This is a genomic window from Acinetobacter pittii ANC 4050 (assembly GCF_000399685.1).
Lineage (GTDB): Bacteria > Pseudomonadota > Gammaproteobacteria > Pseudomonadales > Moraxellaceae > Acinetobacter > Acinetobacter pittii_E.
The window spans coordinates 1818804-1834292 of sequence record NZ_KB976987.1 but is presented as its reverse complement, the minus strand read 5'-3'; the positions used below and the strand labels follow the sequence as shown (position 1 = coordinate 1834292).

General features: G+C 36.8%; 13 protein-coding genes. 11 read left to right on the top strand and 2 right to left on the bottom strand.

Translation table 11 applies throughout. From position 1 onward, the window contains the following. Position 1 precedes the first annotated feature (1 nt). On the top strand, positions 2-727 hold the full coding sequence (locus tag F931_RS12455; RefSeq protein WP_016141713.1) for a hypothetical protein: 726 nt from the start codon (positions 2-4) through the stop codon (positions 725-727). Positions 728-1087: 360 nt separating this feature from the next. On the opposite strand, the gene F931_RS12445 is transcribed toward F931_RS12455, so the two are convergent. After that, a complete protein-coding gene (locus F931_RS12445; RefSeq protein WP_016141711.1) occupies positions 1088-1285 on the bottom strand; it encodes a hypothetical protein in 198 nt (65 codons plus the stop codon). Between the two features lie 158 nt (positions 1286-1443). On the opposite strand from F931_RS12445, the gene F931_RS12440 reads away from it, so the two are divergent. The 5 genes from F931_RS12440 to F931_RS12420 all read left to right on the top strand — a co-directional run bounded on the left by F931_RS12440 (position 1444) and on the right by F931_RS12420 (position 11075). Then, on the top strand, positions 1444-2979 hold the full coding sequence (locus F931_RS12440) for a hypothetical protein (protein WP_016141710.1): 1536 nt from the start codon (positions 1444-1446) through the stop codon (positions 2977-2979). Continuing rightward, positions 2979-3632: a hypothetical protein gene (locus F931_RS12435; protein WP_016141709.1), complete on the top strand. Its 654-nt coding sequence runs from the start codon at positions 2979-2981 to the stop codon at positions 3630-3632. The genes F931_RS12440 and F931_RS12435 overlap by 1 nt, the downstream gene beginning before the upstream one ends. 73 nt (positions 3633-3705) lie before the next feature. Beyond that, positions 3706-5658: a defense against restriction DarA-related protein gene (locus tag F931_RS12430; protein WP_016141708.1), complete on the top strand. Its 1953-nt coding sequence runs from the start codon at positions 3706-3708 to the stop codon at positions 5656-5658. Next, positions 5658-7169 (top strand): hypothetical protein, encoded by a 1512-nt coding sequence (locus tag F931_RS12425; RefSeq protein WP_016141707.1) that lies wholly within the window; start codon positions 5658-5660, stop codon positions 7167-7169. Before F931_RS12430 ends, F931_RS12425 begins: the two co-directional genes overlap by 1 nt. Positions 7170-7244: 75 nt before the next feature. After that, on the top strand, positions 7245-11075 hold the full coding sequence (locus tag F931_RS12420) for a DEAD/DEAH box helicase family protein (RefSeq protein ID WP_016141706.1): 3831 nt from the start codon (positions 7245-7247) through the stop codon (positions 11073-11075). Between the two features lie 97 nt (positions 11076-11172). Here the strand turns inward: F931_RS12420 and F931_RS12415 are convergent, their stop codons facing one another. Next, the gene (locus tag F931_RS12415; RefSeq protein WP_016141705.1) at positions 11173-12234 is read right to left on the bottom strand and encodes a hypothetical protein; all 1062 of its coding nucleotides are present in this window, start codon (positions 12232-12234) and stop codon (positions 11173-11175) included. Positions 12235-12435: 201 nt separating this feature from the next. Here F931_RS12415 and F931_RS12410 point away from each other — a divergent pair, with 201 nt between their 5' ends. The 5 genes from F931_RS12410 (at position 12436) to F931_RS12390 (ending at position 15303) form a co-directional block, all read left to right on the top strand. Continuing rightward, complete coding sequence (locus F931_RS12410; protein WP_016141704.1) at positions 12436-13248, top strand: hypothetical protein; 813 nt, start codon at positions 12436-12438, stop codon at positions 13246-13248. Next, complete coding sequence (locus F931_RS12405; protein ID WP_016141703.1) at positions 13248-13943, top strand: hypothetical protein; 696 nt, start codon at positions 13248-13250, stop codon at positions 13941-13943. Before F931_RS12410 ends, F931_RS12405 begins: the two co-directional genes overlap by 1 nt. Further along, positions 13936-14154, top strand: a complete 219-nt coding sequence (locus F931_RS12400) for a hypothetical protein (RefSeq protein ID WP_025470351.1) — start codon at positions 13936-13938, stop codon at positions 14152-14154. Before F931_RS12405 ends, F931_RS12400 begins: the two co-directional genes overlap by 8 nt. Positions 14155-14278: 124 nt before the next feature. Then, the gene (locus F931_RS12395) at positions 14279-14536 is read left to right on the top strand and encodes a phage holin family protein (RefSeq protein ID WP_016141701.1); all 258 of its coding nucleotides are present in this window, start codon (positions 14279-14281) and stop codon (positions 14534-14536) included. Then, positions 14533-15303 carry an NlpC/P60 family protein gene (locus F931_RS12390; RefSeq protein ID WP_016141700.1) on the top strand — a complete coding sequence of 257 codons (771 nt, stop codon included), beginning with the start codon at positions 14533-14535 and terminating at the stop codon, positions 15301-15303. Before F931_RS12395 ends, F931_RS12390 begins: the two co-directional genes overlap by 4 nt. Positions 15304-15489 lie beyond the last annotated feature (186 nt).

Sequence of the window (15489 nt, the reverse complement as noted above, 5' to 3'; positions counted from 1 at the left end):
AGTGCCTGCTGTAGCTAAATTTTTTTTAGAAAACGGACAAGTCAACCTTGATCTTACTTCTAGAATTTTAAAAAGTGTAGCTAGTCAAACTCTTAGGTGGGATAAAACTAATACTTGGAATACTTATTGTCCGATAACTGCACGTAATGAGAATTTCAATGTTCATGATGCATATGATGTTGGAAGACCAACAATAATTTCTTCAACTGGTTCTAGACCAGAGTCAAGTGAAATGTTTGAATTATCAACATGTTTGAAAGATGGCAGTATTTATTATATTGGAGGTGGATGGACATCTGGAGGAACTACCGATTTAACAGCAGATGTTTTTTTTAACTATGTATCTGATAATTGGTCAGGTGGGGTTTCTACAGATAAAATTAGGATTTATTCACAAGATGGCAAATTGATGTGGTCTGATAGTACTCTAAAAAGTTGCCCAATTTATATTAGTACTTTGGAATTCACATCCCTTAACCAAGTTAAAACAATTTCAAGTCCAAATGACCGCAGATTATATATCAATGAAGCTTCAGTATTTGTATCTGGAACAATTGTAATAGATGAAGGAGGCAGCTTTTTTACTACCTCTGGGTTACAAGTAAGATGGTCAAATCAAGGAAAGACATTAGAATGTTGTTATATTTCTTCAGGAGATGGCGATATAACAGAAGTATTAAGACGGGTGGGTAAAATAACTGTCGAGATATTTGAGTTTCCGACCTAACACCATTCTTGACTTTCACGCCCTTCATGCCAATTACCTTCATAGCAATGTCTTATTTCATGTGCTAAGCATTGTGGGTACTTTCGTAAATAGATAATACAGGTATCACCCGTAATATCTGCATAAGCCAGTGTTTTGGGGTTACCTCCATTAAGTTTTCTAATTTCAATATGTGAAATAGTACGTTCAGGAAAGGGGATAACTCTATTATGCTCAATAAATGTAGAGCAGCCACTTAAAAAAACAAATAATATTATCAAGTATTTCATGAGAATAATTTTACCAATTGAAGAACAGGAAAGGCAATATTCATTTAAGGAGAATAAAAAAAGCGCTCATTAAAGAGCGCTTTTTCAGCTGTTATGCAGGCTGATCATTAACTGGTGGTTCTTCTACAAAAGTGTAGTTAACTGCAACAGCACCGGTTTTACGGTCCCAGCCTAAGGTAAGTGTTTCGAATTCAGGACGGTTGCTATAACGTTGGCTATTAACAATGTCAGTAGTTTTTTGTGCTAATTCAATATCCAATGGGGTAAAAACTTTCACACCTTCAGTCATTAGAATGTCCTCTGAACAGATTAAAAATAAGTTCAGATAGAATTGCATGCAGTTAAATAATGGAATCTGTACGGTTCCAATTCACTTTGGAACCCATCTAAAAGTTAAAAATTATTAGTCATCAAAATACTTAATTATTTAGGTATATTGGCTTAGTTATGTCTTCTCGGTTCTTATCGTTGTTACTCGGTGAAAATGTTAATTCATATGATCAGCAATTCGATACGTCTAATCAGGATGCAACAGCGCAGCTATATGAAACTATGGCTCCGTTTTCACTTGGGACTAACCAAACCAAAGCCAATAAGAAGCGTACTCGAAAAGAAATTCTTACTAAATGGGAGAGAATGTTACGCTTTGCACCTATCGCAGAGGGTATGGGGATTCATGTTTCTGCAGCCTTAGGCGGAGATTCTTATAGCGGCCAACAAGTCTTTATTACGCCCGCAGAACGGTTAAAGAAGGCGAATGGACCAGCAGCTGAAAAACTAAAAAAACAACTAGATGAGCGCCGTGTAAAGATGGAAAAGCTGATCAATAAGTATTTAAGCAAGCTAGCCCGAGATGCAATTTCATTTGGTGATTCTTATGCACGTATTTACGGGAAAAAAGATCAAGGTGTAATTGACCTCGTATGTAATGAGTATACTTATCCACCATTAATACAACCTTTCGAACAAGGCAGTAAGACTGTCGCCTTTTTTTGTTTAGATCCTCGTAATTGGCAAAAAACTATTACCAAACTGAATACTATTCAAATGGTACGTTTCAAAATGCCCCGTATGAGCAATATTGCTCAATATGAGCTTGTAGAAACTGGTCTAGTCACGAAAATGTTAGAGGGGGATGATCCAGATGAGCTACCTATCTTACCTGCGCATTTGGGCGGCTCATTCCTTTACGAAATTGAAGACATTTATGATGATGTAATCCTTGCTTTGGCATCTATGAACAGCCAGCAAATTGCAGATACCGTAAATCAGATGTTCTTGACAGTAAATATGTCGGGAATGCCACCAGCACAACGTCAAGCTTATATCCGTGGTTTAGAAGGTTTACTTAAAAATCATGAGGCTTATGTCCGTGATGCTTTATCAGGTGGTGAAGCAGTCTGGAATACTGCTTTTCACATGCTTCCGGTATTTGATGAAAAACAAGTTCTAAATCCAGTGGGTGATATCAAACTTCAAAGAAGCTCACCAATTAACATTGAACAATTCATGATTAATGTCCGTTTGTTAATGGGCGGGATAGGTCTAGACCCAAGTATGGTAGGGTGGGCTGACATGTTAACTGGTGGTATTGGGGAAGGTGGAGCATTCCATACTTCTGCACAAATCATGCGTAGGTCACAAGATATTCGAACAGCAGCTTCCGAAGGGATTAATCAAATTCTTCACTTGGATTGGGGGTTTGCTTACAACGAACAATTTGAGCCTGAAGATTACCCTTGGCAAGTTGAATATTATTCAAACCAAACAGCAGCAGCTACAGAAGAAATCAACAATGCTCAATCAAGAATGAATACAACATTACTTAAAACACAAGTAATCGCATCATTGAAAGAATCAAATTTAGATGTAGATATTATGGCGTACATTCTTGAGCGCGATACAGGTATGAAATATGAGGAAGCATTAACATTAGCTGAAAGTATTGCTAAGAGCCGTAAATTTCCAGAGGATGAAGAATAATGGCTTTCTTTGAATACGAAACGCAGAATAAAACTATAAATAACAGTTTTGGAAACGTTTTAAATCCGTTTAAAGAACGTTTTGCTAAGAATCCTGTCTTGTGGTCTGGTCTAACTGTTGATCGAGCTGTTTCACATTATCAGGAACTTTACGCATTAGGGACACTTTCAGCGGCCCATTTTGGAATTGAAATTCGCCCGTACCGTGCAAACAGTAAAATTGCTCAAGCAAATATTCCAATTTTTGATCCTTCAAACAAAGTTGCTTGGTTAGCCAATAATGTAGATATATCACTACTAGATGCCCAAACCGATGCAGTGCATGTGGGGCATTTTCAACTCAACCATGTAACTGGTAATGCTTCAAATGAGTTGAGCATTTCATTTATTGAGACTAAAGAAGCAGCTATTGCGAATAGTGCTAAAGTTATAAAAGAAATAATGTTTAATAAAGATGGTACTCAGTCGCCACCAATTGAATATTTAATGAGATTAAAAATATATGCTTTTGATAAAGCTGCAAGAAATCAGAACCAATTTGAAATTGAGCATCTAGTTTCACTTCAAGCAGGCAATTTGCCCCTTGATGCCTCTAATAAAGCACATGCCATTGTTACTTTAAATTTCATCAAAATGTTTCCCAACTTAAAATAAGCTATGGAACTCATTGGCTTTATAGATTCATCTAATTGAGAAAATATCCTCAAATTAAAATGAGGATAACTCCGTGAGTGTTAAATCAATTTTCATTCAAACACACGCACCACATCAAAGCCGATTAGTACATGGTTTTGACTCCATGGTGAATAGTGGTGCTTGTTCAATTGGGTTTATTAAGGGTGATTACCGTCAAATTAATGCTTTAGTCACTGAAGATTACACGGAAAATGATTTCTGGCGTGTTGTAAATTTAAAAGGTAAAAAGGGTGGGATAGATGCGTTTGATTCTGTTGCGGTATTAGGCGCTATCGATGACCAGCATGCAGGTGATTTAGCGATACTGCAATTTGGCCGAATGTTTGATGCTTGTGTTACAGATGTTATTGAAACAAATCAATTTGGACTTAAGCGCCATTTATCTTCACAACAATTTAATTTGACGGGTGCAAAACCGATTCAAAGATGGCAACTAGAACAATTACAAAATGTTGTCGCAGCTGAAAAACCTGAATGGGATGGAATCAATTTAATTTCTCATGAGGGTGATACTTCTAAGTTGTTATTAGATATGCAACGAAATGATGATCACAGCCAATTATTAAGTAAATTTGATGGGTTACCTACGCTTTTATCTAGTCTAGGCGTCGAAGAAGCGCATTATGACTCTATTATCGTTGATTACCAGCATTTAGAGCAGCTGTCTGCAATTTTGCATCACTCTATGGATCAGTTTTCAAAAACTGGCGTCAAAATCGTTAACGTTACGGAAAGTAAGCCCTTTAAGCATAAAAAAGTCCTTCAAATTGCCCTTACTTATGATTTTGATGACGGCCAAAACTTCACAATCCTTTTTCATAAACCAGATCGATTATCAAAAAAAATTAGTCCAGCAGATTCATTAATTTCATGGAAGATTTTAATGAACAATCGGGATATTACGGCCGCAATTCAGCCTAATCAGGGAGAAGGAATTTCAATTCCAGTGCTCGCTGGTCGAATTATGAAGCTGATTAACCAAAATAGTAATCGTTTTAAGCGGTTACAATCTAAAAAAGCAGAAAAGGCCAAGGCATTAGCAGATGCTGAACTACGCCTCGAGCAAAAACAAAGTCAGTTAAATTCTTTAAGTGCGGAAATTTCCAATTTATTAAATGAATTAGATCAGTTGCAAAATTCATTGTTAACCAAGCAATCTGAAGAAAATGAAGGAATCATTAAAGATAATAGCCTCGATAATGATTTACCAGATAGTATTTCTGATGAAGAAGCCGAACGTTTAAAAGCCGATTTAAAGCGTTTAAATGCTGATCCTCAATGGGCAGGTGAAGATGGTTTACGTTACCAAGCATTCTTTGAACGTATCAATAAGGCTCTTGAGGGTGAGTCTGATGCAGTAGCTTGGGCACGTGAATGGATTTCTGAACTAGATGATCAGGCTTTGGCTCAACAGCAAGCAGAATTAGAAGCAAAAAAACTAAATGAAGCCGAAAATGAAGCAAACAAAAGAAGAGATGAAGAAGTATTAGCAGCACGTGCAGCTGGTATAGCTGAAAACAAAATGATGCAGGCATGGTTAGACACTTTGGAAAATCCTGAAGATTCTAACAACATTGACTTTATGGCTTGGGTTTCAGATCGCCGTGGTGAATTCTTAAAAAACTGGAATGGGGCCGAAGGTTCACAAGAATATTTAACAGCATTTTATGAATATTCAAGAGCATGGGCAGATGAACATTTAGCGGATCGCCTCAGTAATAAAGAGCCAGCCCAAAATTCAGATAATGATGAATCTAAAGAACTAAATGCTCCGACAGAAGTTGAAGATCTTCAGCCTAGTACGACAAATGATGAAGGTAATCAACTTTACCGTTCAGTAATTGAAGGGCAGGTTAAAGTTAATCTTGAGTTATTAGAGCAAATTCGAGATGAAGCAGAAAAAGACTTAAATGATCCACTTCTTATTCCAGCGGTGACAGAACTCTTGAATCAAGTGCAAAAAATGGAAGCGGAGAATATCTAATGACAACTTTAAATCTAATTTCTACTCAAGATATTGCTAAAAATCCATTAGTTGTAATTGATCAAATGATTAGTTTCTTTAAACCTAAACAGCCCTTTACTGGGCTTTTGAAGGGTAGAACTAATAATGTGAAAACAGCCAAGGGACAAAAGATTTCTACTGTATTCGCTTTAGTTGATATTGATCAAGTAATTGCATCTCATACAGCAACAGGTGCGGAAAACCCTAATTATCCGCAAGAATTGCAGCCACGAGATCGTAGTCGTGAATCCTCACAAGTATGGGTACAGAAAACTGCTAATGATTTAGACCCCGAAAGCCTAGGCCGCTCAGGTCGGGCAGACACGGGAGCACCGATAACTGGTGATGATTTAGTTGTTGAATCAGGAAATGGCCGAACAATGGCAATCAAGCTTGCCTATGAGCGTGGTACTGCAGAAGAGTATAAACAATGGTTGATTGATGAAGCTGATTACTTTGGTTTTAGCAGTGAGCAGGTCCAAGCTATAGCTCAACCAATCTTAATACGTCTTCGTACAACTGAGATTGATAGAGCTCAATTCGCCATTGATGCTAATCAAGATGATAAGTTGTCTTTTTCAGCTACTGAGCGGGCTAAAGCAGATGCGAAGCGGTTAGATGAGAATTTACTGGCTCTCTTTAATCCAAGTGAAGATGGCGATTTACTGGCAGTAAGTAATCAAAAGTTTATTCAAGGATTTTTAACTAAATTAGGTGATACTGAAGCAGCCCAGTACACCACCAAAGATAAAAAGCCAACGCAAGCACTCATTAGCAGAATTAAGGCTGCAATTTTTAGTAAAGCTTACAATGATGATCGTTTGTTAGAAATGATGGCTGATCATACAAAACCAGATCTTCAAAACATGCTAAATGCGCTCGGTGTTGCAGCGCCTAAATTCATTGAAGCGCAAGCTATAAGTCGTGGGAATGTTCAGGAAATATCAGATCAAATCGTTGATGGTATGGAGCAAGCTATAGATCAGCGTGTTGCTAATGCAATTATTGATGCAGCAAACACTATTTTATCTGCAAAGCAAAATGATCAAGATATTGTTGAGTTTGTAAAACAGCAAGGGCTTTTTGAGGATCTGGGAGAAGGTGTTGCTGAGCTCGCCGTGTTTCTAGCCAAGAATAGCCGCAGTTCTAAAAAAATGAGCATGTTGTTTAAAGCACTAGCTGAATTTGCTGAAAAACAAGCTTTAGAAAGCAATAATATCGGTTTATTTGGTGAGCCTGAGCCGGTCAGCGTTAAAGATGCTATCCAATACGCAAAACAAGTTCTTGGGGAAGATTTTATTAGTGTGCAAATGTACGATTCTTTGATTGAGTCCAGTATTACAAGTAGGCCTAAGATAATTCGATTAACCAAAGAAGGAGCTGAACGTTTCCACGGTGCTTTGAAAATCAAAGTTGGTCAAGATGATGATAATGAAAAACCAGAAGTGAATAAAATTAATGAAATTCTTTTCGAAGGGTTAGATATTTAGTTCTGGAACCTGCAGAAAATTAAGTACTTATGATCATTCAACATAGGAATGTAAAGTTCCTATGTTGAGGGATATATGTCCATCTTAAAGCTTAAACCAATCACTAAAGACACGGTATTGGTTGCGATTTATTACATGATTGATTTCATGCATTTTCAGAGCAATATTGCTCGATTTTTCCTTCTAATCATTCATAAACAAGTAGAACTTAACTTGTCTGTAGCAAAGCAAGCTTTAGCTTTTGCCCGTCAAGAAAGTGACTTTCCAAAATTGGATGAAGTTATTGAAGTCTTATATAACGAGGCTATCAAAAACATTGATGAATCAGTTATCCAACACCTTAATAACAGTTCCAGAAATGTTATTGAACAACTAGAGACAATTGTCTCCCTTTTTGCTAGCGATAAAGAGCTGAAGCCATACATAACTAAAAAGAATAAAACGCTACAGGTTATTGGTCTAAAAGGCATCAAATTAACCAAAGCTAAAGAATATGACCCTTATGCCTTTTATTCTCAGGGCGAAATTCTAGTACGCTCAAAACATCTTAAATCTATTCCAGACTCACTTCTTTCTGAAGATCAGCAACTAGTAAAAGGGTTATTCTCCTATGTATCAAATACCAATTCAGATGTGGAATCAGTTGGCGAATTTCGTTTCAGATCCAGAGGACCAATTGTTTCTACAATTGGATCAGGAAAAGATGAACTTGAGGCTTCAGAAGCAATCAGAAGTGATGGAGAAATTGGGGAACTCAGAGTCGGTAATTCTGGCTTATCAAAAAGTGATGATGCAAGTTTATCTAGCGTCCGAAATCCAAGAAATGAATCTTCAGATGGAGATAGTGGAACCAGTTCTAACCGGGCTAACAGCAGCCGAAGCAGTGAACTATCTGGTAAGAGATCATCTCTTAAACGAGCAAGAGATCGATCAATTGTACAATCTGCTAAATCAGTTAGAGCTGCCTTAGATGAAAAGCTAGAAGCTCAATTAAAAGCAGATAATGTAGAAACCGTTTGGAGTGATGCTTCAAATATTGACGAAGCTTTGCCATATCTACAATCTGCACAGCGTGGTGATGTTTTTAAGACTGAAAAGCGCTTAATTGAGGAAAATAAGAAAGGTATTCTTTTTACTAACGGCACAGGTACTGGAAAAACCTTTACTGGGCTGGGTGTAGCAAAGCGGTTTATCAATGCTGGGCTTAAGAATATTTTGATTGTTACTTTAAATGATAAAATTGCAAATGACTTTGTAAAAAGCTCAAGCCCTTTGCATATCAAGGCTTACAAATTAAAAAGTATTAAAGATAACGGCGGTGATGAGCACTCAGTTGTAGTCACAACCTTTGCAAATTTTGGTCAAAATAAAAGTTTGGTTCACAAACATTGGGACCTAATTTTAATTGATGAAGCCCATACTCTATCGCAATCATCAGATGGTAAAGCAACTGCAGCATTAAACAAACTACGAGCATTAACCGGGCATTTGCATGGTTTTAATGAGTGGTTTGAAGATAAGTTTGCTGAGCAGATGCCAATTGAAGAATTCGATGAAAATGGTAAAGAAACAGAACAATACCTAAGCGCTTACAACAAAATGCAGGTCCTTCGAAACGAACAACGAAGGATCTGGAATTTGAATTGGAAACACCAGAAAAGTAAGGTCAAAGTTGTTTTCTTATCTGCTACTCCATTTAGTTATCACTTTTCACTTGATTGGGCGGAAGGCTATTTATTTGATTATATGTCTCCCTCAGTATCTGTTGATGACCAAGGTAATTTAGCTGAAGGATTTAGTAAGGCTCGAGAGCACTTCTATATGGGAAATCTTGGATATCGAAAGCGATATGGTAAGTTGACGCGACCAGAAGCTAAGGTGGATACAGGCGTACTGGAAAGACAGTTTGCCGAAAATCTTAAAAACACTGGTGCTATGTCTGGACGCGATTTAGAAGTTAATTTTGACTATGATCGTAAATTTATTCTAATTGGCTCTCGTGTTGGTGAACTTATTGATGAAGGTTTAACTTATCTTCGCAATGGTTATAAAGAAATTGAAGGACATAAAACACGAACTTTTGAAGAATGGGCTGCTCAGACTGGTAAACCAACAACAGGCTGGGGACGTCATGCATCTATGCAAGAGTATGATCAGTTATTCACTGGAAATCGTTTTAAAAACATATACGAAATTATTGCAAAACGGTTTGATTATTTAGCAAGACGCCGTCTGTTGGAAGCTATTAAAGCTGAAGCTTGTGTTGATATGGTGAAAAAGCACTTAGCATTAGGCCGTAAAGTAGTTATTTTCCATGATTATAACGAAGGTGGTGGTTTTGCACCTTTCTTGATTAGTCAGCTTGATATCGAAAAATATGAGAGCCATTTAAGAGATGATATTGAGCTTGAATACGATTCATTCAAGGAAGCTAGACCAGATCTAGTGAATCTCAATCTTGATTATGATTCACCAGTTGAGACCTTAAAGAAAGCATTTCCAAGTGCCCTTTTATTTAATGGCCGCATTTCAAAGCAACAACGTGAATCTAACGTAGCTTTATTTAATACCGATGGAAGCGGGCACGATATTCTAATTTTGCAATCAGATGCAGGCTCAACGGGAATTAGCTTGCATGATACAACAGGTAAACATCAGCGAGTTTTAATTAATATTGGGCAGCCAACAAAGCCGGCCAAGTTAAGACAGACAGAAGGGCGTATCTATCGTACTGGACAAGCATCGAATGCTATTCAGAGATACTTAACCACTGGTACAGCATGGGAACGGGCTGCATTTGCAGACACAATTGCTGGACGAGCTGAAACGGTAGATAACTTTGCCAAAGGTGCTGATGCTGTAGTGAGTATCAAAGAAGCGTTAATTCAGGCTTATGAAGATGCTAAATATGAAGAGCCAAGTCTAAATGATGGTATTGGTGGTAAAGCATACGATGAAGAAAATGCCCGTATTGCTAAGTTAACCCCATTTGATCAAGCACTAACATTCTACTATGCCAAAGGTAAGCGTTCTGAAAGTCGTGATAACCGAGAAGGTAAGGAATGGTATGCAACACCTGAACCACTTGGATTCAAAATGATTGAATGGGCAGGGGTGCACACTGGCGATTCTGTGCTTGAGCCAAGTGCTGGTGATGGAGCAATTGGTCGTTTTGTTCCGCAGGATGTAGAGCTGACAATGATTGAACCAACTGAGTCTTTAGCTAGTCGTGCTCAAATGGCAAATACAGGTGCTAAAGTTATTGTTGACACATTCGAGTCATTAGAGTCATTGAATAAGTACCATGCGATTGTGATGAATCCGCCGTTCGGTCATGCTGGCACATTGGCAATTCAACATATCAAGAAAGCCTTTGGTCATCTTTATGATGGTGGTCGTATTGTGGCCTTAGTACCACGTGGCTCGATGGATTCAAAGGTGGACGAATTTATTGATAGTACACCAGGTGCAGTTCTAACAGCTGAAATCTTGTTACCTCAATCTACATTCAAGAATGCTGGTACCGCCGTTTCAACTCGAATCATCATTATTGAAAAACATGCAGGATCTAATGATGTTCCAATAACACGAGAATTAGACTTTACACATCTTACAAGTGTTGAAGACCTCTTTTCAGAAATCCGTGACATCGCAATGCCTCCTAGAAAACTACGCATTGATGAGCAGCTTGCTAAGTATGAACTTTATGTAAGAACTGAACGTAGCAAGTATGTATTCAATGGGGACGGCATTGATAAACCTCAGATCAAGAATATCATGCTCAAATTCTGGGGCACAGAAGTTAATGAATTCGATGAGATTGTTATGCCATATAACAAGTCTGCTGAAATTATCAAGAAGATTGATGAATTTGAGCAAGAGAACAATATTAATTTAGCTGCTTGAGATTTAATTTAAAAATACGCTCTTGATGAGCGTATTTTTATAGGCTTCTTGATTCGAAAATATAAAATTTATAAATATTATGTCTTTGACGACTTCACTATTTAGAAAATAACGAACTTACACGTGCACCTATTATACTTCTTGAAAGTAAAAATTTACCATCAATTCTTTCAATAATATTCCCGGTATCATCCAAACTGAAATGAGCAATTTGGGGATGGTTAAATAAAAAATCAGGCACTGGATATTTAGCACGAGGATTATGAAAAATATATAAACCATCAAAGATCGATTCTGAATATTCTTCTTTAGGAATGCCATTACGGATATCTGGGATTAACGTATCCACATTTACTTCATCCCTAGTGTAAAGCGCATTAAAATAGGTATATTTATTTGCTTCAGTTACTTCAGCTAATGCTTGGACTTTCCCCCAATTAGCATACGGGTTATAAATTACACCACTAATGTGTTCATACTCCGAAGTTGTAAAAAAACCGAGGGGAATTGCTGCTCCATTATCTTTCTCAATAAAATCCATTTTTTCTTTTGGAATATAGGAGAGTTTTTCTGAAATCGCCCTTTCTTCATTAAGATAAATTCCATAGAGGACTGCCATTAAACCGCGATGACCTATAAAATGGGAATGAGGACGATCAAAAGAATTAAGACCTAAAATAAAAGGTTTACCAACTACATGCGGGTATTTGCAATATGATTTTGTATATTTTTGAGATTTAGTGACAATAGAATTGGCAATCCTAATAATTGATTTCCTATTGAACTCTTTAAAGTCTATATTAAAATTTAAATAGTCTTCTGAAAAACCATATGCTGGCGACCCATCTTGTTCTGGATTTGCAATAGTCGCTTCAATACAAAAAGATAAATTATTTTTGTTGCACACAAAGTCCGGCGCATGATGTTTATAGTCTATATCAATATTTTCTGATTTCAGGATTTTATTTAGATATAATTCCATCAAAGAAGATTCAAAAGTAGTTTGGAATTCTTTTACAAATTTATTATCTCGATCAACAAATCCATCAGCCCAATCTAAAATTACATTCCTTTCAGCATACATTGCTTCATTTGATAAAAATTTAAAAATATCATGCTGTTTTTCAACTTCAACAATAGGTGTGAATAAATCTAACATTTTTTATTTCTCAAACAATCGTTTAAATAAATATTTGCAATTCCATCATACTAAAAAAATACTCACAATCAATTTGATATAAAAATAAATAATTATTGTTTTTAATATTTTTTTAGTCGTTTGTAATGCTGGAACAAAGCTAATAAATGGTCTTCTTTTTTAATTGATAATAACTTTATCTTTATGAGTTAGTACTTAAATATGTCCAAAGCTTTAGCTTATGCTCCAGCTGTAAATACAGCAAAAACTAAATTGCCAAGTACTGAATCAGATCCTTTCTTTGGTTCGATTTCAAAGCATAAATACGCAGAATTTTCTCTTTGTGATAAAGATGGTAACCCAGTAGCATCACCAGTAATTCGTGCTTTGTTGACTGAAGGCGACAAAAGTATTGAGAGCCAATGGCAAACTCCATTTGAAAATAGCAATCCAGAACTAAAGATGCCTATGTTGATGGCTAACTTGCAAACTGGGCAAATGCTTCAAGCTGCAGCTACTCTAGGCGAGAATTCACCCTTCATTTCTGCATTAAGCGATATGGCATCTGGACCTTTATCAACTGCAGAAAATGCACTTAAGAGTGTTGAAGGGCGCACAAATTTAACCAAAGTGAATACAACTCAAGTATTCCTGTCTACTTCTTCAGTACGTCTAAATTTATCAATTTTCTTCTTAGCTTTTAGTGATGCAAAAACAGAAGTTGAGGACAAAATCAAACAGCTAGAGGCTTGGAGTCTACCTGTTTCTTTATCTTCTGATTCAACACTGCAGAATGTCGTTAATGATTCAAATTCAACCTTAGAAGGATTGTTTTCGGGTGTAATTCCACCGTTCGTATCTCTTACAACTCACGGCAAAACTTATAAACCATTCATTATTGAAAGTGTGTCTGCTCCAATAGTCGCGCCAATTGATGAAAATGGTAACCGGTTAAGTTTGGCCGTCAATATTAATTTAATGAGTCGAACTGCATGGGACTCAAAAGATATTTACTCATTATATGGAGGCAACTAATGATTACTTTTGACCCTGTGTACGTTGGTGAAAATACCTACCAAATGCAAGAGCTTAGTTTTGAGCAATGTCTCAAAATATCTATCATTGCTCCAAATTTTAATGAAAAAAGACTTTCAGCTTTTCTGAAATCAGCATTAGACAATGTGGATCCTTTACTTTTATCAATTCAGGAACGGTATTTACTGCTGCTTAAATATCTTGAAAAACAAAGTAATACTATGCTGGATGTGAACACTGATTGGTCTAAAGTTTTCCTTCAATCAGAAAATAAATGGAAAACTGAAACTACTCAAAATGGAATTACGGTTAGACAGCTTATTGGAATGGAAGCGGAGTTCTTAGAGGCAAATTGTAAGAATGTCGCTGAATGGATTGCCTGCATGATGGCTTTTCAGTTGAGTTATTCTAATCATGAGCATTTAGCTTTATTGCCGGATAGAACAAACCCTCAATTATTTGAAGAACAATTTAAGCAGCGGCTAGATTTCATTAAGAAAATGCCAGCTAGTGATTTTGATTTGTGCTATCAAGACTTTAATAATTTAAATAATGAGTTATTTACTCATTTACGGTTAAGCGTTGATAACCACGGTATTTTAGTGGAAAGAGGTGCAGATGACGCGCCTGCACGATTTCGCACCGCTTCCGTCTTTACAGGAATCATCAAAGAGTTGGACCGATCTTTTGCTTGAAACAGCAAGTAGTATTTCTGAGAACTGTCCAATGCCCTTATCGGATGCGTTGAAAATGCCTTTGAGTTTTGAAAGTACTTACTTCAATTCATCAGCATGGGAAAATCGTAAGAAGCACTTAGAAAATGAAATTGAACGTCACAATGCTTTTATAAAGTTGGGTCAGGAAGTCATTAAGGGTCTTAATGCTTTAGCTAGTAGAAGTCGATAAAAAATTAATAATTAAAAAGCCTGAATTTTTCAGGCTTTTTTGATCCTTTCTCTTTGGAACCATACTCATTTTAAAACTATAACGCTTGCAAAAATAACACCAAATGTAACGTGGGGAATAGGTCATGTCTGATCATCAGGCAATTGAAGTCACAGTCACTACTTTTGCTAATAAAACTACCTTTTGGAGTGGTTTAGCAAGTGCTTTTGGCTCTTTAACATCAATTAATTGGTTGAGCTATACAGGTGCAATTGTGGCTGTTGTTGGCCTATTCATTAGTTTCATTTTTCAGTGGAGACGTGATCGCAGAGAACGTAAAGAAAGCGAGTTACGAATCAAAGTCTTAGAGCAAGATAGTTTACGAAAAAGGAAAGATGAATGAAGTTTATTGAAAATAATGCTTGGCAGTACCTTTCTGTCAAGCTACCGACAATTGGTGCATTCATCATGCTAATTTTGTTGCCAGCACTTCAATGGGGTGTTGATTATGAGGTTATCCCTGAAAAATATCATGCATTTGTAACTGGTACTTTAATGCTTGGTCTGTCATGGATTGGAAAGAAAATTTCTCAGCCGCGACTTAATGGCCCTCAACTAACAGGCCAGTTAGTAGGGATCAATTCTTTATTGAATATCCCAACATCAACAAAGCCTGATGAATTAGCTTGGATTGCAGAAGCAAAAAAACACATTGGTCTGCAAGAAATACCAGGTAAACAGCACAATCCAACTATTTTGAAATGGTTAAAGGAGCTTAAAGCTTGGTGGGCTGATGATGAAACAGCATGGTGTGGTACTTTCGTTGCTCATTGCTTGAAATCAGCTGGAATTGCTTATCCTAAGCATTGGTACCGTGCATTGGATTACGTGAATTACGGCGCAAAATTAACAAAACCGGCTTATGGCTGTGTTGCTATTAAAACCCGTAAGGGTGGAGGCCATGTTTGCTTTGTTGTAGGACGTGATAAGTCTACTGGAAAACTTGTTTGCCTTGGTGGTAACCAATCCAATAAAGTGTGTTACGCGCTATATAGTGATTCAGATTTCCAAGAGTTCCGTTGGTATGGACGTACACCTCAACCAGCAAGTAAACGTTATTCTTTACCGCAATTAAAGGGCGTAACAGCTACTCGGGTTTCTGAAGCCTAATGAAGTTACTATTACTGAGCTTTCTTTTATGTGGTTGTACGGCACATACAATAAATAGCAATGTAAACGTATCTATTTGCGTTAAAGCACTTTAATAAAAAGCCCTGAATATTCAGGGCTTTTTATTTTTTTAAGTAAAAAGTAACTTTAAGATTAGATAATCGAAGTCTCAAACGAATAATCAAT

Excerpts from the sequence above, each read along its gene's own strand:
- F931_RS12405 (WP_016141703.1), top strand. The coding sequence starts at position 13,248 with ATGATTACTTTTGACCCTGTGTACGTTGGTGAAAATACCTACCAAATG.
- F931_RS12425 (WP_016141707.1), top strand. The coding sequence starts at position 5,658 with ATGACAACTTTAAATCTAATTTCTACTCAAGATATTGCTAAAAATCCA.
- F931_RS12440 (WP_016141710.1), top strand. The coding sequence starts at position 1,444 with ATGTCTTCTCGGTTCTTATCGTTGTTACTCGGTGAAAATGTTAATTCA.
- F931_RS12395 (WP_016141701.1), top strand. The coding sequence starts at position 14,279 with ATGTCTGATCATCAGGCAATTGAAGTCACAGTCACTACTTTTGCTAAT.
- F931_RS12420 (WP_016141706.1), top strand. The coding sequence starts at position 7,245 with ATGTCCATCTTAAAGCTTAAACCAATCACTAAAGACACGGTATTGGTT.
- F931_RS12415 (WP_016141705.1), bottom strand. The coding sequence starts at position 12,234 with ATGTTAGATTTATTCACACCTATTGTTGAAGTTGAAAAACAGCATGAT.
- F931_RS12410 (WP_016141704.1), top strand. The coding sequence starts at position 12,436 with ATGTCCAAAGCTTTAGCTTATGCTCCAGCTGTAAATACAGCAAAAACT.
- F931_RS12390 (WP_016141700.1), top strand. The coding sequence starts at position 14,533 with ATGAAGTTTATTGAAAATAATGCTTGGCAGTACCTTTCTGTCAAGCTA.
- F931_RS12445 (WP_016141711.1), bottom strand. The coding sequence starts at position 1,285 with ATGACTGAAGGTGTGAAAGTTTTTACCCCATTGGATATTGAATTAGCA.
- F931_RS12435 (WP_016141709.1), top strand. The coding sequence starts at position 2,979 with ATGGCTTTCTTTGAATACGAAACGCAGAATAAAACTATAAATAACAGT.